Genomic DNA, 21,427 nt, shown 5'->3' on the forward strand with positions numbered 1-21,427 from the left:
GACCTCTTGCGGCTTAGGTTTCCAGAGGACGGCGATCCGGAGAATGCTTCACCGGGAGGCTGGTGGCGCGATCGAAAATCGGCACCGGAATGTCGAGATCGGGTCCTTTGCGAATAATTCGACTGCCGAAATAAAGGGCACACAAGAACAGCAAACTATAAACGATCGCAAATCCACACAAAGACACCAACACGTCCTCGGGAGGAAGCGAACTTGCCGCATCGGCGGTACGAATTTGTCCGTACAACGTCCACGGCTGGCGCCCCACACATCGCACGATCCAACCCGCCTCTACCGCGATGTAACCGAGAGGCGCCGCGAAAATCCAAGCGCGCATCAACCATCGCTGACGGTCAATTTCCTTATCCGATAACTTACCCCGTACCCACTGCAGCACAGTCCACAGCATCAACCCGGCGAAGAAAAAGCCAATCGCGACCATCACCCGGAAAGAATAGTAAATTAACCCCAATAAATGCGGGCGATCTTCCGGTTTCCACTCTTTCAACCCGAGCACGGGTTCGGACAAGATCGGTTTGAGTTCGAGAATGTAACCCAATCCGTTCGGGATCTTCAATTCCCAGTCATTTTGTTCCAATTCGTCATTGGGAAGCGCTACCAAACTCCAATCCGCAGGTTGTCCGGCGGGAATGGTTTCCCACTGCGCCTCCATTGCGGCGAGTTTCGCGGGTTGGTGGTGGTACACTTGCTCGCCACTGAGGTGTCCCACGTAGATTTGCAGGGGCGCCACTGCGATCGCCACCGCCAGGACAATTTTTAACGCTTTAGCGAAAAAGGCACTATGGCGCTTATTGAGAATGTACCACGCCGCAATCCCGCCAATTACGAATAACGAAGTTTCCAACGTCGCCAGGAACATGTGCATGACGCTGTTGACCATGAACGGATTGAAAATCGCCTCGAAATAATCGCTGACGATGAATTTCCCATCGACCAACTCGCCGCCTGCAGGGGTTTGCAGCCAAGAATTGGCGGTTAAAATCCAGAACGTGGACAAATTTGCGCCGAATGCCACTAAAATCGTCGCAATATAGTGGACCACGGGGGGAACTCGTTCCCAACCGAACAGCATGATCCCCAGAAATCCGGCTTCTAACATGAACGCCATCGATGCTTCAAACCCGAGGACGCTGCCGAAAAAGTCGCCCACCGCTTCGGAAAATGGAGCCCAGTTCGTACCGAATTGAAATTCCATCGGAACGCCGGAAGCTACGCCAATCCCGAAGTTGAGGACGTAGAGTTTCGCCCAAAATCGGGCGTGGTGGTAGTAGTCGGGATTGCGGGTTTTCAGCCACAATCCCTCGACGACGACGAGATAAATGGCCATTCCGGTAGTCAGAACGGGCCACAGCATGTGAAAAATGGCAGTCAACGCGAATTGCATCCGCGAGAGTGCCACGGTGTCGTGGAGGAACTCCATAAGTTAAGAAATCGGGTAAACAGGTTAGTTTCAAACACCCGTCAGTATAGAAAATTTCGCGAAATCTGACAGGATCTCGCTGTATCCGAGGCTACTTTCCACACGGCGGCGATCGTATTAAAGCTCTCCTCAATCTTGTTATAAAATTCGTGGTTTGTAGGGACGAGGTATTGCCGTGTCCTTGCGGGGATGTGGTGACTTGACTAGGTCGATCTCAGATTCAATTGAGAGATTGTTTATCAAATAAACATGAACAGTCCTGTTTGAGAGGAGGCAATCACCGGAGTAACTCTAGAGTTGGGTAAGTCTCGGGTTGGGTGACTTTTGGGTTTGGGAACCAAACCCCTACTTGTCTCAGGTTGGGTGACTTTTGGGTTTGGGAACCAAACCCCTACTTGTCTCGGGTTGGGTAACTTTTGGGTTTGGAAACCAAACCCCTACTTGTCTCGGGTTGGGTAACTTTTGGGTTTGGGAACCAAACCCCTACTAGATTTTATGTTTTTTCGATCGACAGTAACTTTTGGGTTTGGGAACCAAACCCCTACTTGTCTCGGGTTGGGTAACTTTTGGGTTTGGGAACCAAACCCCTACTAGATTTTATGTTTTTTCGATCGACAGTTTCTTAGGACTGCTATAAATTTTCGATCGCCATTGCAAATTGAGCCATACTCTCCGGTTCTCGATGGGAGGCTAATACTAAATAGTGAATCGAAGTCATCGCTAAATCGGCGGCTAAACTACACTTACGCGGGTCGCCGACGCGCCAATCTCGATTGACAAACATGTTTTCGAGTTCTTGATAGGCTATTTTAATCCGTTCGTAACAGTCTCGATAGGTTTCTAGCGAACGAATTTCCGGCGATCGCCCGTAACGTTCGATCAAAATTTGCTGCATCGGATCGAAGCCTTCATTATACCAATAGGTTTCTAAAGGTTCGGCCTTTTCGTAAGGCTGGAGAAAGCCTCGGAAAATCTCGGGATAATGTTCCGCCAAATAGGTTAAATATTTAGTGGAATAGACCGCCAAATCGGCAAATGTATCTAAAATGGATTCGTCGGCGGTCGGTTTGACATTCTCCGTGAACATAGTTTCGAGGCGATCGTATTTTCGCGAAATTCCCGCAAATACGCCGAGGGCTTCCCCGTGTTTTTTCCAGCTATTTTTATAAACCAGGGTTTTTTTGTAATGGAGAATGCCGAGCAAGTTAAAAATATCCGCAAAAGAATAGGTTTCGACGGCGGGTTCCGGTTTCCAGAGATATTCAAAATATTCTCGTTCTCGGGCAGTGAAATTTAAGCTCTTTTCCCATCGATCTTGCCCTTGAAAGATCTGGCTGAAATAGTCGATCGCCGCTATTTTTAAATCAGTTGTGGGTAAGGTTTCGAGTCGTCGGGCGATCGCGCGATCGCCGTCGCCGTGGCGGTAGCGGTTGTAAATGTAAAGCAGTTGCAAACTTTCGGAGAGGAAGGGATCGGGAAAGTCGAGAAGCTCTCCGTCCAGGTCGAGATCGCCGGATCTCATCTTTTCTTCGAGGATAAACCATCGATCTAAATGGCGATCGAGTTGGCTAAATTCAGCGGTCAGTTGAGAGGGTTTTAAACCGAATTCATAAACGGTTTTTGTTTTAAAATGAGTCAAATTATGGCGGATCGATTCGGTCTTGCTTTCCTCAATAAATGCCGAACCGATCGAATAATAACACTCTCCAATTTCGGTGTCAGTCCAGGCGGCGATCGCCCCTTGCAAAACGCTACAAGTGAAGTGGAACGAAGGGAGGGAGGAACTGGAGAGATCGGCGCGGTCTACAAAGAGATTAAAATGCAGGCGATCGTCGCGAATTAACCCCTGTAAAATGGGCGTCGTGGAGTTGAGAGCGATCGCCGTCGCGCGATCGCCATCTTCCGGGTGATTCAATTTTAAAAGAACGTCTTTAAGCGGATCGATCCCGTCGCGATCGCGCAAACTGATAGAGGGAAAAGCAAGGGGACGGGTCGTAGTTTCCGAACTCCGATAGTGGCGGACGAGGCGATCGTCTTGGCGTCCGGAAATTGCCCCGATAGTTTGCACCAGATCGGCAAAAATGGAAGGGGGAGAAACGGCGATCGCGCCGACCCGTTCGCCGGGATGGGTGAGGTGAAAGGAGTACGATCGCACTTCACGAATGGGGCGATCGCCGACGGGAACCGTCACTCCTCGATGCAAAATTTCCTGAAGTCCTTCGCGCAAAGCATGAGTGACGTTTCTAGACATAAGACGTTGGAGAAAACGAGCGTAAAAATCCTCAAAAATGACGGCCAGTGGGAGTCATTCTGAGGCGGACATCACCCGATTATACGCAATTGTCGCGACGCGATCGCGTCAAAATCTAAACGGTCACGACGAGACTGCCGAGGGAGTACAGGTGTCGTCGGGGATTTCGTGTTCGACCACAAAGACATTAGCGTAGAGATTGGCGATCGCCTGTTTGCCTTGTTGGGTCAACTCCAAATAAACCAAGGCATCTTTTATGTAGGGGAAAACCCCAGTCCAATAAAACGTAGGATAGTTTTTGCGCAGGTCGCCGGGGTCTTTATAGCCGACTTTTTGATTGAATCCGGTTTCTTCAAATTCGTAGAATAAAGCGGCAATTTTCTTTAAATAACGCGGGTCGCTCAACTGTCCGATCAGATCCGCCGCGCGCACTAAGCCGGGATAATGAATCGTATCTTGATGGTCGGCGGCGCTGGGAACCGGGAAGCGGGTGAGTTCGATATTGCGCTTGATTTGTTCGGCGTCGATCAGCTTGTGACCGCCGAAGCGTTCCTCGATGAACAATTTACCGCGATCGACGTGATAGGGAGTCAGACTGGCATCGGTGCGACCGATGGGAAGAGAGACCTTCGTTCCATCCATTCCCGTAGCGTACCAGCCCTTGCCATCGTCGCGGCAGACCCCTTTAACGTAACCGATATCGTGACAGAGGAGGGAAATAATAAAGTGTAGCCAATCTTCACAGGAAACGCCGCCTTCGCGAATGTGTTTGCCGCGCAGAATTTCTTGACCGACGAGGGTAACGAGGATCGTATGTTCGACGTTGTGGTAGAGGGCGTCACTGTTGGCGATATTTTCTAAAGCCATACCCCCCGCCCAGGCTAAAATGTCGGCGTAGTCGGGCTTAAGCCCTCCGTACATGCGATGGTAAGCCTCGCGGAGTTTTTCAACGAAGTCGGCAATCAGGAGTTGGGTGGCGCTATACATATCCAGGTGGTTTGGGAATTTAGGCAGGCCGTAACAAAAAAATAAATATATTCCCCAGACTGACGAAGATGCTGCCCGATCTCGGAGATACGAAAACTCCGGGAAAGGAGTTAGACCTCTCAGCCGGCGGCGGGCTGGAGTGGAATCCCGGAATCGAGATCGGGGCGAACCGACGGTTCGACCCTATTTTTCAATCATAATAAGCAAGGTTAGAAATTTTCGGAACTCGATTCCGACGGGGAGGGGGGAAGGACTGCCGAATCCCGATCGCCGATCGCGCGCCACGCCGCCTCGACGGTTTCGGGAGGATAGCCCGAGGCGCGGCACAGTTCGAGGACGCGATCGCGGTTGAACCGAGGGCTATCGGGGGAATCCGCCACGACGACGCCGATCCCGTAGAGCAGTTGGGGCAGGGACAGGGGGCGCGCGTCGGCGTCGGCGTCGGTCAGTTGAGTGGATTTAGCTAAAGCATCGACGAGCTGATGCACCCGGCGCAGTTGTTCGTCGGCCCCGGGGTCGGCTGCGGAGCCCTCCGGTGGGGAGGGCGAACGGCGGCGGGTCGCCAGTCCGGCGAAAAAGGCGCCGGAAATCGTTCCGGTCCACAAGCCCGCGATACTGCCCTCCCACACCGATCCCGGCGTCATCCAGGCGCGACAGAGGGCGCTGAGGGCTTCCGGGCGATCGCCGCAGGTTTGAGTCCGCGCCAGCCAGGTCATCTGACCGCCCACATAGGCGCCGAACAGACCGGAAATGAGGGCGATCGCCGTACAGATCCAAACCCGGTGTTTGACCGGACCGGGGCGATCGCCGTTACCGTGTTCGCTCATGGTGTTAAGCCCCTCTCCGGGGCGATCGGGCGACAAGCCACCACGTCGAGAACGGGATTAACCCGTGTTTCGCATTCCCGCAGCGATTCCGTTGATGGTTAACAACGCCCCGCGCAGCAGTTCACCCTTACTGTAGCGCGAGTGAATCACCCCGGGAACCGAATGCGTTTGGTGTTCGCGCAGGCGCTTGAGTAAGGAGACTTGCAAAAAGCCGAGGGGAACGATCGTGCCGTTGCGTAACTGCACCGACCGTTGCAAATCCGGATCGCCGTCTAGCAGGCGTTGGTGTTCGGTAATTTGCAAGACCAAATTCCGGGTGAGAGCGTATTCGTTGGCGATTTGGTCGAATACCGCCTCAAAGCGATCGCGGTTCTGGGGTTGACTCAGTTCGCGCACGTAATGGTGGGCGATTTCCAAATCCACCTTGGAAAGGGTCATTTCCACCTTAGAAATCACCATTTTGAAAAACGGCCATTTCAGATAGAAATAGCGGAACAGCTTGAGATGTTCTTCCGGTTCTTGTTGTAAGAACTCTTGCAGGGCCGTTCCCACCCCGTACCACGCCGGGAGGAGGAAGCGGGTTTGAGTCCAGCTAAACACCCAGGGAATGGCCCGTAGGGAGCTTAAATCGCGCTTGCCAGAACTGCGGCGCGCCGGACGGGAGGAGATTTGCAGTTTGCTGATTTCGTCGATCGGGGTAATTTCGAGGAAGAAATCGAGAAAGTCCGGTTGTTCGTAGATCAGGGAACGGTAGTGCTTGCGCGATCGCACCGCCAGTTCTTCCATGATCTGATTCCACGGTTCGATATTGTCGAATCCGGTACCGAGCAAACTCGACTCGATCACCGCCGTCGAAATTGTTTCTAAATTAAACAAGGCCAATTCCGGCAGGGTGTACTTACTCGCGAGCACTTCCCCTTGCTCGGTGATTTTAATGCGTCCGTTGATACTGCGCCCCGGTTGGGCCAAAATCGCCTCGTAAGCCGGACCGCCGCCGCGACCGACGGAACCGCCGCGACCGTGGAAGATCCGCAAGGTGACCCCGTGAGCTTCGGCAATTTTTTGCAGGGCTTTTTGGGCTTTGTGAATTTCCCAGTTGCTGCTGAGGAAGCCGGAATCTTTGTTGCTGTCGGAGTAGCCGAGCATGACTTCCTGTAATTTGAGCACGTGGGCGTCGCTTTTGAGATTGCCGCGACCGGGGCGATCGCCGTTCTCCCGTTCTTGGGCCGCCGCGAGCAACTCGCTCGCCTGATAGCCGCCTTCGAGCATGACTCGATACAGGGGGAGGGAGAATAAGGATTCCATCACCCGGGGAGCGCGTTTGAGGTCTTCGACGGTTTCAAAGAGGGGAACCACTTGCACGGTGCCGATGCCACTTCCCGGGTCGTACAATCCCGCTTCTTTGGCTAGTAGCAGCACTTCGAGCAAGTCGCTGACTTCGTGGCTCATGCTGATCACGTAAGTCTGGCAGATTTCCGGGCCGAATTCTTCTTGCAAGGTGCGCACCATCCGCAAGGTGGCGATCGTCTCGCAGGTTTTTTCGGAAAATTGCAATTTTGCCGGAATCAGAGGCCGTCGGGTTTGCAGTTCGGAGACCAACCACTCGACCCGTTCCTCTTCGCTGAGTTCGTCGTAGGGCTTGGGTAAAACCTGCAAGTAATCTGCAATTTCACCGACGGTATCGCTGTGACGGGAGGATTCCTGACGGATGTCGAGATGGGCTAAATTAAAGCCGTAGATTTCAACTTGGCAGATCAGTTTTTCTAGTTCGGTGCAACTAAACCCCGTCGCGGCTAAGTTGCGCTCGATCAGGCGCAGTTCGTCGAGGAATTGGCCGCCGGAGGTGTACATCGCCGCCGTTTTAACTTCGGGGAGGTGGCGTTGCCAGTCTTCCTCTTCGTAGAGTTGCCAGTTGCGATCGCGGGTATTTTCCAGACGCTTGAGGACGTAGGACAGTTTCAAGCGGTAGGGTTCGTGACGGTAGCGGATCGCCAGTTGTTCGTAAAGACCGCCCATTTGCAAGCGGTCCTGTTCCAACGATTCGAGCAACTCCGGCAGGACGTCACTCCAATGTAAGGACAAACTGAGAATCGAAATCAGGTTTTGGATCGAAGTAATGTATTTTTCCAAAACCAGATGGCGCTGGTAGCAAGCGGTTTTCCAGGTGACGTCCGGAGTACACGAGGGGTTGCCGTCGCGGTCGGCGCCGACCCAAGAACCGAACTTGCAGAAATTTTTATTGGGGGCTTGTAGATGGGTGAAAGAGTGATGGAGCGATCGCGTCAGCCGTTTGTACAGTTCCGGCACCGCATCGAAGAGCACTTCTTTAAAATAGTGCAGGGTATAGTCTACTTCGTCGAGAACGCTCGGTTTGAACTGGTGCAGCTCGTCGGTGCGCCACCAAAGACGAATTTCTTCGGTCAGTTGAGCGGTGAGCGCTTCCGATTCCCAGGACGATTCGAGTCCCCCCGCATGGAGGCGCTGTTCGACGTAATCGAGTTGTTGCAGGATTTTGGCTACCCGCCGTTGTTTGGAGCGCAGGGTATGGCGCACGATTTCCGTCGGGTGGGCCGTAAACACCAACCGAATATCCAGATTTTCCATCAACCTCTGGATTTGTTGCGGCGGGACGTTGAGACGGCGCAATTTGGGAAACAGCCCCTCGAAGGTCGCCGAATCCCGTCGCGAACCCTCCGAGGTCGGCGCGGGGGGCGCACTCAGGGTAGCCGAAGCGGCGCGATCGAAACTCGCTTGAGACGAGCGATTGCCGTTGGTTTCGGTCGTCGAGAGACTGGGGACAAAGCCGAGCAATTGATTGCGCTGTTCGTAATGTTGCTCGACGATATTAATTAGTTGGAAATAGAGAGCAAAGGCCCGCGCAGCTCGAATCGCATCATTAATTTCCAGTCGTTCGATCAGTTTGATCGCCGCCGATTCCGACGAATCGGGCGCTTGTCCTTCAGGGGAAGAGAGCAAACGTAGTTTGCCAAGTAAATCCACCAATTCCTGACCGCACTCCGAGCAGAGTACGGACTCCCATAAGTCCTCCACTACTTTGAGGCGATGGCGCAGAAATAGGTCGGATGAATTGACCGTCATGAGTGGGTTTGAGGATTGGAGTCGCATGAGTCTAGATCCTATGCCAGATGAGGGAGGAGATTCCACAATTTTAGGCGGAATTCACGATGTTTTTGAAGCTTGGCCCCAGTGGATTGAGGCCGAGCGATGATGCGGTAAATCGTTTTTGATGGATAAAGGGGCGGGCATTGTCGGGTCAAAATCCGGCCCGTTTTTTGCGATTTGGAACAGAAAAAACCTGGGTTTGTTGACAAATTGAACTCAACTCCTCGATCGGCCATCTGAGGGCGAGGGCGAAACGGTGCAATCCCCAACCACAAAGAGGAAGCATCAGGCTTAAAAAGCAATAAAGGGTCGCAAAACATCAGGAGTTTTCCGAGTTTCGCGGGGGAAAGTGAAGCACGGGCAGACGATCGCCGCGAAAGATTTCTTCACTGGCTTGACCGAGGGATTGTAACATTTCGCCGATCGCCTGGGTTCCCAAAATGGCCAACAAAACCGATGGGGTGGCCAGACTGACGAGAACCGAGGAAGATAATTCGACGCCGGGAAGATCTGCTACGGGATCGAAGGGAGAGGGGGGTGGAGTCTCGCTCATGAAAAAAGTCCTAACCAATAAATGAGGTCGAAGGGGCAAAAGCGCCCGTCGCGATCGCGACGGCCTTTACATCTAATATAGAGAGACGGGCGATCGCCCGATCGTCGAGTGCGGGCAGCTTCTAGAAAGGTACCGATCTCATTGTAAAATTGGCAGGTTGTCCTCTCGAAGTGACCTCCGATACAACTGAGTCAATTCCGAGTAAATTTCCGGTCGAATTTTCCCGGTGGCGATCGCTTCTGTGCTGTAGAAGATCGATCGCCGGGCTGACCCCGCCTTCGCTGTCAACTTCGGTCTGAGATATGCTATCTCTAAGGAGCAGATGATGCAGATCGGGGAATCGACACCGACAATGTTAAAGACTCACGAAGGGGTGGAAACACACAGTCGGTCAATGTTAATCCAATGGGCCGCTAAAACCTTGGGGCTTCCGGGCTTAAAGCTTCAGGTGCAAATTCGCGGCAACAATTTACACCTACTCTGTGAAGGCCCGGTTTGTCCGCCGAGGGCGATCGTCGAGTCGAATTTCGCTCGGGGGTTGCAAACGACTGCGCTTCAAACGTTGCTGCCTCCGGACCGACCCCAAATTTACGAGGTCTTTCTCTACGGGCGCGCTTTCGGCCAAAAACGACCCCTGTGGACCGTGCGTCTGGATCCCCAAAATCCGGAAGTCCGCGATCGCGTGGACGACCCCAGCGCCACCCCCACACCGCCCTCGGAAGAGGCAGGAGCGCCACCCGCCCCGGATCGCCTCCAACGTTGGGCGCGCCAACTTTCTCGCCGGGGCGATCGTGACGGGCGCGAAGCCTTGGTGCAGGTGGTCGAACGCTATTTGAGCGAAACCCTCAGCGTCTTCGGCGTCTCGGTCAAAGTCACGATCTCGGACGTGAAAACCCGCAAGTCCGAAGCCCCGGAAGCGGCGCGGGCGCCCCAACGCCTCTGGATCTTCTGTCAGTCGGCGTACATTCCCGAGCCGTCCCTGCTCGCCGAACCCGTGGCGGAACAAGTGCGCGACCTGGAACTCGACGGCTTCCAAGATGCGGTGATTCTCGGACAAGTCCGTGGCGAAAACACGCCGGAATGGATCCTGCGCGTGGATCTGACTCCGGCGACGACGATGTTGCAATCCTGGGCAAAATGGGGGGACGTGCAGGCGATCGCCCGACTGCTCGATCGCGCCTTGCTCAAAACTGGGGGACGGGTCTCCGGCGTCCTCAAAGAGTCCACCTTGCACTTGTTCTGCGGTTACGCCAATTCCGACCAGGTCGAGAATTTCGACTCGCAAAGCCTCAAAACTCACAAAGAAACGACGATCGCCGCCATTACTCCCGTGCTGGAGGCGATCGCCCCCCAAGGCATCCACGCCGCGACTCTCTACGGCTGTCGCGACCCCTTGCAAAGTGCGCAGCACTCCCAAGCTCCGCCCCTGTGGGTGGACTGGATCGAGATCGGGGCAGCTCGGGATCCCGACTTGTCCCTCTCGTCGATGGAACTGGCCCGTCAGGGCAATATCGACGCCCTCCAATTTTTACTCGATCGCCTGCTCAACCCGGATCTCGATAGCAAATTGGCCACCGGAGGCATTCGCGTTTCCCTGCGCCAAAAAGGGGACATCCTCCACGTGATGCTCGACGCTCCGATTTGTCCGCAACAAAGCGAATTGGCCCCGAAAATTGCCAAGTTCCTGCGCCAACTCGATATCGCGGCGATCGCCGGAGTGCGCCTCTACGGACGCCGCGCCGGACAAAAACACCCCCAATGGCGCCACGCTACCGACTTCAGCGCCGGATCGGCTGGAACCGAAACAGCGCCGGAGTTTGCCGTCAGCGAAACCGACAGTAATGACTTGCTCCCGGAACCCGGCGGGCTGATCCTGCATCCGGACTTTACCCAAGACGACTTGCAAGCCTGCCTGACTAAAACCCCCACCCCCGCGAGCGGCAAACCGCGATCGAAACGCAAGGGTCTGGCGCGGGCGCTGCTGAAAACGGGCCTGTTCGTCACCCAAAAGGCAATTCCCACGGGAAATACCAACCGGACGCCGATCGCCCTGGTTTGGGGCGCCTTGGGCTTGCTGTTGGTGGTACAAGCGGACCGCTTCCTCGGGCGCCAGTCGTGGCCGCAACCGGAAAGCAGCGACGGCGCGATCGCCCTGACCCAAACCGAGGGAGAAGCGACGGAGGGGCGATCTCTCGAGGTCAGCTCGCCGGAAGCCTCCCCCGCCGGAACCGACGCCAACGCCGAGAATGCGGTCTTCGACGAGTCCGGGTTTACCCGCGCGCAAACGGTGACAGATGAGGGCTTCAGTTACGAGTTTCCCTCGTTCAATAGCGACCAGTTAGACCGACAAATCGCCAGTTATTTAGAATTTGTCGCCCGGGAAGGAACGCCGGACGTGTTGATCGTGGGCAGTTCGCGCGCCTTGCGCGGGGTGGATCCGGTGAATTTAGAAAAAGAATTGGCCGATCGCTATCCCGACTTGAAAGTGTTTAATTTCGGCGTCAACGGCGCCACGGCGCAAGTGGTGGATTTCATCGTGCGCGAATTGATTCCCGTGGAACAGTTACCGAAATTAATTTTATGGGCCGACGGCGCCCGGGCGTTTAATAGCGGACGGGACGATCGCACCTTCGAGGCAATCGTCGCTTCCGAAGGTTACCGGGAAATCCAGCGCGGGGTCCGTCCCGCCATGCCCGAAAGTGCGGACGATCGCGGCGATCGCTCCCTGGCGTCCCTCAGTGAGGCCCTGGCGGCGACGGCCAAAGGCCAACTCTCACTCAAACATAGTTACGAGAACTTGAACGACTGGCTGAACGAAGCCCTGGCGCGGCGATCGGCCATTTACGCCCGACGCGATCGCCTCCACGCCGCCGCTACCGAGATGCTTTCCCACCTCGCCGCCCCCTCGAACGACGACGGCGCCGCCGCGACGGTGGCGGAAACGCCGGAAATAGCCGCCGGGGACGAGATCGACCCAGAACGGCGTCAAGCCTTGGCGCGATCGAGTTCGGACTTGTTACTCGGTACCCAACCCAACGGCTTTTTACCCTTATCGATTCGCTTCGATCCCAATACCTATTACGAAAAACACGCTCGGGTCTCTGGGGATTACGATGCGGATTACGAATCGTTCCAACTCAACGGGATTCAAACCGCAGCGCTGAAAAATTTGCTGGAGTTAACCCAAGCGCAACAAATTCCCGTGGTCTTTATTAATTTACCCCTCACCGAGGAATATCTCGATCCGGTGCGCCAGGAATACGAAGACCAATTTCAAACCTACATGCTGCGCTTGTCGATTGAAAATCAAGGGTTTAGCTTCCGGGACTTGAGCGATTTGTGGCCGTCACAAAACGAGCATTTTTCCGATCCGAGTCACCTCAACCGCTACGGCGCTTACGAAGTCTCGGTTCACCTGTCGCAAGATCCGATGATTCCCTGGCCGCGAACTCAGTAGGATCGGACGAGGGACGGGCGATCGCCTCCGAAAATCTTTACAATAAGGTTAAGAAAATCGAGGTTTGCTAGCTCGGGTGCGTCGCCTTCCTCGAACTGAAAGATTTCGCCCTGCGAGGATCCGTTGAGGGGATAATGTTTAACACATTTCGACAGGTCATCCTCTTTTTGGTTTTAAGTGATATCTTTCCCTCGTCGTTCGATCGCTCGTTGCCGTCCGATCGCCCCCGAGGGGTCGAAACCACCAACGAGCGATCGAAAAGCTATTTGTATACTCAAACCGCAAATGATCAGAACATTGGGGTCTTATTTCGCATACTTACGAAAGTTTGTCCGGGGGATTCGCCCGCGCGATCGCACCCCGGTCCAGTCTCGATGGCCACATCGATTCAGGCAATTTCTACTTTTATTTTTGGCCTTTGTTATCCTACCGATCGCCTGGAGTTTGGTTCCCTTTAAAGTCACCGGACAGACCGAGACCGAACCCCCAACCGTAGAAAGCCCGGAATCCGCCGCCGACGACGATTCCGAAACTAACGACCTAGAAGACAACCTCGAAAAATTCGACGAGGCGATCGCCGATACCGAACCACAAGAAGGATTGTTTTCCCTGTATCGCAACGACAAGAAAAACGCCCTCTTCCTCGAACTCCAACCCCAACAACTCGATAAAAACTTCCTCTGCGCGATCTCCCTGGCGTCCGGAATTGGCGAACGGGGATTGTTCGACGGGATGCCCTTGCAAAACTTGCTCTTTTACTTCCATCGGGTCAACGACAAAATCGAATTTGTCGTGCGTAACGTTTACTTTCGCACCCGTCCCGGCGATCCGATGGCGCGATCGATCGATCGCTCCTTCAGCGATTCCGTTCTCGCCGTTCTCCCCATCAAAAGCATTCATCCCGACCGCCAAAGCCTCCTCGTTGACTTAAACACCCTCCTCTTAGACGGTCGCGACCTCAGTGGGTTGAGTGCGATGATTCCGTTTATGCTGCGCGGGTCCTACGTCCGCGACCCGGAACAGTCCCGCTTCTCCCGGGTGCAAACCTTTCCCCTCAATGTCGAAATCGAAACCGTTTACGGCTATACAGGCGGTGAAGATAGCTTTACCAACTTAGAAGCCCTCCCCGACAATCGCGGCTTTACCCTGCGCCTCAACTACAGTATTTCCGCCTTACCGGAAAACAACGGCTACCGTCCCCGCCTCGCCGACAATCGCATCGGTTATTTCATCACCGCCTATCGCGATTACGCCGACGAAAACCGTAAAGAAGCCTTTACCCGCTATATCAATCGCTGGCATTTAGAAAAACAAAATCCCGATGCCCCCCTTTCCCCTCCCAAACAACCGATCGTCTTCTGGATCGAGAATACGGTTCCCGTGGAATATCGCGACGCGATCCGCGAGGGGATTTTGGCGTGGAATAAAGCATTTGAAAAAGCGGGATTTATCGATGCGATCGAAGCGCGGGAAATGCCCGACGATGCGGAATGGAACCCCGCCGACGTGCGCTATAACACGATTCGCTGGATGAATTCGTTCGATCCGTGGTTTGCCGGAATCGGCCCGTCTCGGGTCAATCCACTCACGGGAGAGATTTTAGATGCGGATATTTTAATTGACGGCAATATTATCCGCTTGATTCAGAAAGAATTTCGCAATTGGGTCGGGGAAGAACCGACCGCCAGCACCCAGTTTTTAGGTAAAACGTTGGGCAACGACCTGCTTTGTTTGCCCGGAATTACCGGGGATATGGAGATCGCGACGGGTGAGGGGGCAACCGATCGCCGCGCTACGCCGGTTCCCACGCCTCTCAAAGCTTTTGTCGCCGACATGATGGAGCGTTACGATTTGTGCTACGGCATGGAAGCGCCCCAGCAGTTCGCGATCGGGTCCCTGGGGCTGTCGATGTTCCACAATGCCTTACCCAGTGGCCCGGAAATGGAAACGTATCTCAATCAGTACCTGACCTTTTTGGTGGCCCACGAGGTCGGTCATACGTTGGGATTGCGGCATAATTTCCACGGCAGTACGATGCTGGCGCCGGAACAGTTGCACGATCTGAGCATTACCCGCAGCAAAGGCTTGGTCGCTTCGGTGATGGATTACGTTCCGGTGAATTTGGCGCCGCCGGGGGTGGAACAAGGGGATTTTTATCCGGTGGTGGTCGGACCTTACGACGAATGGGCGATCGAATACGGTTACAAGCCGCTTGAGGCGATGTCTACGGCGTTAGAACGCCGGGATTTAGAGGCGATCGCCCGTCGCGCTGGCGACCCGGAACTCGCTTACGCACCGGATGAGGATACGATGGATATCCTCAATCCGGGGGCGAATTTGTTCGACATGAGTGGCGATATGCTGCAATTTTCCCGATGGCAACTCGACAACGCCCGCGAGATGTGGGAACGTCTGGACAAGCGCTATCCGGTCTCCGGGGAAAGTTACAGCGAGGTGCGCGAAATTTTTGACATGGTGTATTTTTTCTACATCCGCAATGTCATGAATGCGACTTTGTACGTCGGCGGTCAGTGGTTCAATCGCAACCACGCGGGGGATCGGGAAGGACGCTTGCCTTTTGAACCTGTGGCGATCGAAAAACAACGAGAAAGTTTGGCATTGCTGCAAGAATACGTCTTTGACGACAACGCCCTCCAATTTCCGCCCCAATTGCTCAATAAATTAGCCCCCGATCGCTGGTATCACTGGGGCAGTCTGCCGATTGTGTTCCCCCTGGATTACCCGATTCACCAACGAATTTTGCTGTTGCAGCGTCTGGTTTTGCGGGCTCTGCTGTCCGACCAACGCCTGACGCGCCTGCACGATTTGGAGTTGAAGGCGCAACCGGGAGAAATCCTGACGTTAACGGAGTTGTTCGATACCCTCCAACGGGGGATTTGGACGGAAGTGCTTGACAATCGCGACGGTTTGACGGAAATTTCGAGCGTGCGCCGTTCGTTACAACGGGAGGATCTCGGTTTGTTGATGAATATGGTGTTGCGGCGATCGCCCGTTCCCGAAGAGGCCCGGACGTTAGCCTGGTATCAGTTACAACAACTGCGCGAGGCGATCGATCGAACTCTGGACAAACGCGGCAAACATTTAGAGACGGCTAGCAAAGCGCATTTACAAGAAACCCGCGCCCGTATTGATAAGACTTTGGACGCACAAATTCAGTCGTTTTAGGTCCTTGGGAGAGGGCAGTTGAAGGGGTTCCCTGGAGGCGGGCATTTAGATGTTAGTTTGCCCGCCCTACAGGCTTTTTTAGTGGTTTCAATCTACAGCATTTTCCTCTGCTATGTAAGACATTTAGATCCCTCTAAATCCCCCTCGCCAGGTAGGGGTTTGGTGACCAAACCCCTACTTTGCTCGTTCCCCCCGAAATCCCCCCAACCCCCCTTTCAAAGGGGGGTTGGGGGGGATAGAGCGATCGGCACTGTACCTCATCAGACGCCCGAGTGCTGTAAAATCTAAACTCTAAAATCTAAACTCTAAAATCAGATGACTTTCATCTCCATTGTTTACGCCCTATTTTTATCGAGCCTTTTGGCGATTTATTGGACGGCGAACAAACAACGATCGCGCTTGTTACTGCTTTCTCTGGCGAGTTTGATTTTCTATGCGTCTTTACAAGTTCAATATATTCCTTTACTTTTAATCGGCATTTGGATTAACTATCGCTTGGGATTGGCGATCGCCCAAAATACTCCCACACCCATTCAGATCGGGCCGGTCAAAATTTCCACGGAACAAGAGTATTTTGCTCAAACTCATTGGAACCAACGGCGATCGCTCTTATTGGCGATCGGCATTATCTTTAATGTCTTTTTATTACTCAGCTTTAAATATATTCCCTTTTTCTTAACGATCGTCCGCGATCTGTTCGGGATCCAACAAGCGGGAGAAGCTGCAACCTGGGTAGCTTCCAACATTGCCGCCCCCTTGGGTTTGAGCTTTTTTAGTTTTGAATGTATTGCTTATCTCGTTGACGTATATCGCGGCGCACCTGCCAGCCAAAAGTTATTACAATTCACCACTTATAAGTTATTTTTTCCAAAACTGATTTCCGGACCGATTACCCGCTACCATCAATTTGCAAAACAACTGAAAACCTTAATTTTTCCCCAAGCACACCAATGGGTTGAGGGGTTGTGGTGGATTGCTTGTGGGGCTGTTAAAAAAGGCTTAATCGCCGATCGCCTCGGGATTTATGTCGATTTAAGTTTTCAAAACTTACAACGCGCCGGAAGCGAGGATTTATGGTTGGCAACGATCGCCTACGGTTTGCAACTTTATTTAGATTTTAGCGGTTATGTCGATATTGCCCGAGGCAGTGCCGTGCTTCTCGGGTTTAACTTGCCTCCTAATTTTAATTTTCCTTATTTAAGTACCAGTATTGCCGATTTTTGGCGTCGCTGGCACATGTCTTTAGGAGACTGGTTACGCAATTATTTGTATTTCCCTCTCGGCGGTTCTCGGGTCGGTTTGGCGCGTACTTGTTTGAATTTGGCGATCGTGATGTTAGTCGCCGGAATTTGGCACGGCGCCGCCTGGGGCTTTATCGTTTGGGGGGGATTGCATGGGGCAGCTTTGGTGGTGCATCGCTTGAGTGAATCCCTATCAAAACAGGTTGGGGCGATCGCTAAATGGTGGAAAACTATCCCTGGAATCGTCGTCGCCTGGTTCTCAACTCAATTGATGGTGTTTTTCTCTTGGATTTTCTTCCGTCTTCCCCAACTGAAAGATTCGGGGTGGGCAATTTCCCATTTATGGGGTCATGCACCGGACGTACAATTTAGCGAAAAAGTGTATCTGGAAACTTTGGGAATCGATCGCCTCGAATTGGCGTTAGTTCTCGGTAGTTTGTGGCTGTTGATGTTCTTAAGTTATTTTATCGAACGTGGTTTGCGCTTGCAAATTAATTGGCCGCTTAAAATTGCTTTGGTTCCGGTCTGTTTGTACGTAGTTTGGTTGTTTGCCCCCGAAGGAAGTTTGCCGTATATCTACTTTGATTTCTAAAGGGGCGATCGGTTCTCAATCGATCGTTTTGAGTTCATTTTCTTGAGTTCATTTGAGTTTATCTAAGGAGTTTCGACGATGAAAGGCGATCGCTTCTTGCGTATAAGTTTCACGTTCGCAATGACCCTACTCGGTACGCTTACATTCATCCCTAAATCATTAGGAACGATTCCATTACAAGATGGGTTGTATTGGGGTGGCGGTTCTCGTTATATCCAAATTACCGTTCGCGGCGATCGCGCCTGTTATATGGGGTCTTCCTCCAATGGTTCCGCAGTGGCTTCCCTCGAACCGGATTCGACCCGAGAAGGGTTTTATCGCGTCAATGGTTTTCAAGGAATTGTCGTCAGTCAGCCAGATTCGGAAACCTTATTATTCGGAATGCCGGATAATTTAACAATGGGAGCGGGAATTCCCCGATTCTACCGAAGGTGAATCGTGGGATGAAAGCGACTCTTCGGCAAATCAGTTATAATCCGATCGTCTGGCTATATCGGCGATAATGTTCAAGGCGTACAAATACCGCATCTATCCAACCCACGAGCAACAAGCGACTTTAGCCAAGAGCTTTGGTTGCTGTCGTTGGTATTGGAACTATGCGTTAAATTTGTGCCAAGAGACTTATCGATCGACCGGAAAAGGTCGATCGAGGGGTTATCTTCAGGGATTATTACCTGCCCTCAAAAAGGAATACCCTTGGCTTAAAGAAGATGTCTATTCCCAATGCTTGCAAGTCGTGGCGTTGAACTTATCAACCGCTTATCGAAACTTCTTTGAGAACCGGGCAAAATTACCCCGATTCAAATCCAAGCAGGGAAGGCAATCTATCAGTTATCCTCAAAATGTTAAGGTTGAGGGAAATTACATCAAACTGCCTAAAGTTGGGTTAGTGCGTTGTCGTCAGCATCGAAGTTTTGAGGGAAAAATCAAAACTGTAACCCTCTCCAAAAATCCAGATGGTAAATATTATGCTTCAGTTTTGGTAGAGGGTAAAAAAGAACCTCCCCTTCTCTCAACTGAAGGAAAAGCCATTGGCATTGATTTAGGGCTGACCGATTTTGCGATTACCAGTGAGGGGTCGAAATATAATAATCCCAAGCATTTTAATAAACACGCGCGAAACCTCAAAAGAAAACAGCAAAAACACGCTCGAAAAAGGAAAGGCAGCAACAACCGCAATAAATCGCGGGTAAAAGTTGCCAAGATTCACGCCAAAATAAGTCGCTGTCGTGAAGATTTTCTCCACAAGCTATCCCGTAAGATAGTGAACGAAAACCAAGTGATTGTGGTCGAGAATCTCAATGTTAAAGGCATGGTTCGCCATCACAAACTCGCCAAAGCGATTAGTGATGTCGGTTGGGGAATGTTTTGTACGATGTTAAAGTACAAGGCTGAATCAGAAGGAAAAGTTTATCTAGAAGTCGATCGATTTTTTCCTTCTTCTAAAACCTGCCATGTATGTCTCAATCAAATCAAAAGCTTGTCTCTTGATGCGAGAAGCTGGACTTGCGAACATTGCCAAACCCATCATGACAGGGATATCAATGCCGCCATCAATCTCAAAAATGAAGGCTTACGGATATTAGAGTTAGGAACTCGCTCTACTGCCCTTGGAGGGGATGTAAGACGAGGTGGTAGAACTTCAGTTCTATCTAGCGCAGTCCCCAGTGAAGAGGGAAGCCGCTATTGTAATCTTTGATTCAATAGCGGTAGTTCACTGTCCTACAAAGCGGATTATGAAATCCCAGAATCGGAACCCGAAATTCTCAGAAACTGTTTGGAATCTGACGAACCATTTTATGAGGTAGACTACGGCGTTACAGAGGATTAAGCCCCGTGTTTAAGAGTGACCCGACAGCGATCGCGAGGTGAGGACGAGGCGTAATTTTGCCTGGATTAAGTCTAAATCGGCCAAACCGAGATCGACACTTCCTTCGAGGACAACTCCTTTATAAAGTAAGCGGTCTAAAACTTCTAAAATAGAAGGATTATCGCTTTTTTGTCCGGGATAATAGCCTCCTTCTTTTGGTAATAAAGTTCCCAATTCGTTCAAGTCTAAGTTTAAATCTTGGGGGTCAATTTCAAAAATTTCACAGAGATTGAGAATTTGCTCTTCGAGTTTTTGCAAGCTCGTTCCCGCGCGATCGAGTTCTTCTTCGGTGAGTAAATCTTCATCCATTCTGCGGATAATTTGAGCTTCCATCAACTGGCGAATCAGTTCGACCAGGGTAAGCACTAAAGAAGCCAATCCGGCATCTTTTTTATTGGCGGTTTGATTTGAGTTTCGAGCAATGATGGCATCGGTCGATCGTTCGGATTCACTCATGAACTTCGCGATGGTTGAAGATGAACAAATTAATGAAAAAATAGACGAATAAATGAATTAAGATGACTCGCAAGGGATTTTAAATGTTAGATTTTAGATTGGCAGTTATGCTCTAAAAGCGGGCAAGATGCCCGCGCCACGGGTTATTCCCTTAACTGGCGATCGCCCCCGTTCGCCCCCGTTCTTGCAACTGGGCGATCGCGCCGTCGAGGAGGGCGCACCCTTCCTCTACACTATCAATCCGGGCGAGGCGATCGCGCAATGGGCCCGAATGGGGAAAGCCCTTGCAATACCAGGTCATGTGCTTGCGCGCTTGGTAGACGCCGCGCTCACCTTTATACTCTCCTAGTGCGATTAAATGCTCTTTCGCACATTGCAGCCGTTCGATCGACGTCGGCGCGGGACGTTCGCGACCTGTTTTTAAAAAATAGTCGATTTCCCCGACCAAAAACGGATAACCCAACGTCGCGCGCGAACACATCACCCCATCGGCCCCAGTCAACTGCAAGCAGCGTACCGCCGCCTCTACAGAAAAAATATCGCCGTTGGCAATCACGGGAATCGAGAGGATCTCCTTCACCTTAGCAATCCACTCCCAATTTGCCTGACCGTTATACCCTTGAGCGCGAGTGCGACCGTGCAGGGTCAGCATTCGGGCCCCCGCATCTTCCAAACGGCGGGCAAAATCGAGAATATTAATCTCGTCGTCGGACCAACCGATCCGGGTTTTCACCGTGACCGGGACAGAAACAGCTTGGGAGACCTCCCGCACGATCGCCGCCGCCGTGTCCGGGTCGCGCAACAGGGACGAACCGCCGCCATTTTTAGTGATTTTATTCACCGGACAGCCCATATTGATATCGATCGTATCGGCGCCCTCCGCCACCGCCATCACCGCCGCCTCCGCTAAAAAATGGGGGCGACAGTCGAACAACTGCACGCTGATGGGCCGTTCTCGGGGATCGACTTCCATGATTTTCGGCAACTCCCGGGCGTATTTCAAGCCGCTTGCGTGAACCATTTCGGTGTAGAGCATCGATTCCGGGGCGTAGCGACGCACCAGGCGCCGGAATACCAGGTCGGTGACGCCGGAAAGAGGTGATTGCAGGACGCGACTGGTGACTTCAACGGAGCCAATTTTTAAGGGAGTCGAGAGGCGTTGTTGCAGTTCGGGGGACAAAACGGGCATGAGGATCGAGTACAGCGTGTGAGAAGATGGACGATCGGCCTGTTGGAGCCTTGGGTTAACTTTTGAGGGGTTCGGCGAAGGATGAAAAAAGAACGACAGTTCAGTATAAACCAAACTGCCGTTTGCCATCTTAAATTTTGGTGGGAATTCCCAGAGAGTGATTAACTGACTTTGCGTTAACCTAGCGGTAGCAGGGCTAACCGACAATCAAGACCCGCGAGGGTCTTTTTGTCGCTACCTACTACCCCGGTGGG

13 protein-coding genes are annotated in these 21,427 nt (G+C 52.5%); 5 read left to right on the plus strand and 8 right to left on the minus strand.

The genetic code is table 11. The features are described 5' to 3' along the window. Nucleotides 1–13 precede the first annotated feature (13 nt). The 6 genes from JJD41_RS23575 to JJD41_RS23600 form a co-directional block, all read right to left on the minus strand. The gene (locus tag JJD41_RS23575) at nucleotides 14–1,441 is read right to left on the minus strand and encodes a cytochrome ubiquinol oxidase subunit I (RefSeq protein WP_200670182.1); all 1,428 of its coding nucleotides are present in this window, start codon (nucleotides 1,439–1,441) and stop codon (nucleotides 14–16) included. A gap of 631 nt (nucleotides 1,442–2,072) precedes the next feature. Further along, on the minus strand, nucleotides 2,073–3,692 hold the full coding sequence (locus JJD41_RS23580) for a glutathione S-transferase family protein (RefSeq protein ID WP_200670184.1): 1,620 nt from the start codon (nucleotides 3,690–3,692) through the stop codon (nucleotides 2,073–2,075). A gap of 123 nt (nucleotides 3,693–3,815) precedes the next feature. Beyond that, complete coding sequence (locus tag JJD41_RS23585) at nucleotides 3,816–4,679, minus strand: Npun_R2479 family HD domain-containing metalloprotein (RefSeq protein WP_200670186.1); 864 nt, start codon at nucleotides 4,677–4,679, stop codon at nucleotides 3,816–3,818. A 209-nt stretch (nucleotides 4,680–4,888) separates the two neighbouring features. After that, complete coding sequence (locus JJD41_RS23590; RefSeq protein ID WP_200670189.1) at nucleotides 4,889–5,506, minus strand: hypothetical protein; 618 nt, start codon at nucleotides 5,504–5,506, stop codon at nucleotides 4,889–4,891. Nucleotides 5,507–5,563: 57 nt separating this feature from the next. Continuing rightward, nucleotides 5,564–8,605 (minus strand): phosphoenolpyruvate carboxylase, encoded by a 3,042-nt coding sequence (locus JJD41_RS23595; RefSeq protein WP_234489087.1) that lies wholly within the window; start codon nucleotides 8,603–8,605, stop codon nucleotides 5,564–5,566. 343 nt (nucleotides 8,606–8,948) lie between these two features. Then, the gene (locus JJD41_RS23600; RefSeq protein WP_200670194.1) at nucleotides 8,949–9,182 is read right to left on the minus strand and encodes a hypothetical protein; all 234 of its coding nucleotides are present in this window, start codon (nucleotides 9,180–9,182) and stop codon (nucleotides 8,949–8,951) included. A 394-nt stretch (nucleotides 9,183–9,576) separates the two neighbouring features. Here JJD41_RS23600 and JJD41_RS23605 point away from each other — a divergent pair, with 394 nt between their 5' ends. From JJD41_RS23605 to JJD41_RS23625, 5 genes are all read left to right on the plus strand, one after another. Beyond that, nucleotides 9,577–12,639: a DUF1574 domain-containing protein gene (locus tag JJD41_RS23605; protein WP_200670198.1), complete on the plus strand. Its 3,063-nt coding sequence runs from the start codon at nucleotides 9,577–9,579 to the stop codon at nucleotides 12,637–12,639. Between the two features lie 411 nt (nucleotides 12,640–13,050). Beyond that, nucleotides 13,051–15,825, plus strand: a complete 2,775-nt coding sequence (locus JJD41_RS23610; RefSeq protein WP_234489088.1) for a zinc-dependent metalloprotease — start codon at nucleotides 13,051–13,053, stop codon at nucleotides 15,823–15,825. Between the two features lie 315 nt (nucleotides 15,826–16,140). Next, nucleotides 16,141–17,658: an MBOAT family O-acyltransferase gene (locus JJD41_RS23615; RefSeq protein WP_200670201.1), complete on the plus strand. Its 1,518-nt coding sequence runs from the start codon at nucleotides 16,141–16,143 to the stop codon at nucleotides 17,656–17,658. Between the two features lie 120 nt (nucleotides 17,659–17,778). Then, nucleotides 17,779–18,093: a hypothetical protein gene (locus JJD41_RS23620; protein WP_234489089.1), complete on the plus strand. Its 315-nt coding sequence runs from the start codon at nucleotides 17,779–17,781 to the stop codon at nucleotides 18,091–18,093. Nucleotides 18,094–18,160: 67 nt separating this feature from the next. Then, nucleotides 18,161–19,357: an RNA-guided endonuclease TnpB family protein gene (locus JJD41_RS23625; protein WP_200667598.1), complete on the plus strand. Its 1,197-nt coding sequence runs from the start codon at nucleotides 18,161–18,163 to the stop codon at nucleotides 19,355–19,357. Nucleotides 19,358–19,498: 141 nt separating this feature from the next. Here JJD41_RS23625 and JJD41_RS23630 read toward each other — a convergent pair whose 3' ends face one another. Both JJD41_RS23630 and dusB read right to left on the minus strand, forming a co-directional pair. Beyond that, nucleotides 19,499–19,984 (minus strand): gas vesicle protein K, encoded by a 486-nt coding sequence (locus tag JJD41_RS23630; protein WP_200670203.1) that lies wholly within the window; start codon nucleotides 19,982–19,984, stop codon nucleotides 19,499–19,501. Nucleotides 19,985–20,135: 151 nt separating this feature from the next. Next, nucleotides 20,136–21,173, minus strand: coding sequence for a tRNA dihydrouridine synthase DusB (gene dusB, locus JJD41_RS23635; RefSeq protein ID WP_200670204.1), 1,038 nt, complete (start codon nucleotides 21,171–21,173; stop codon nucleotides 20,136–20,138). Nucleotides 21,174–21,427 lie beyond the last annotated feature (254 nt).

Origin of the sequence: Oxynema mangrovii CENA135 (assembly GCF_016632315.1) — a bacterium.
GTDB lineage: Bacteria > Cyanobacteriota > Cyanobacteriia > Cyanobacteriales > Laspinemataceae > Oxynema > Oxynema aestuarii.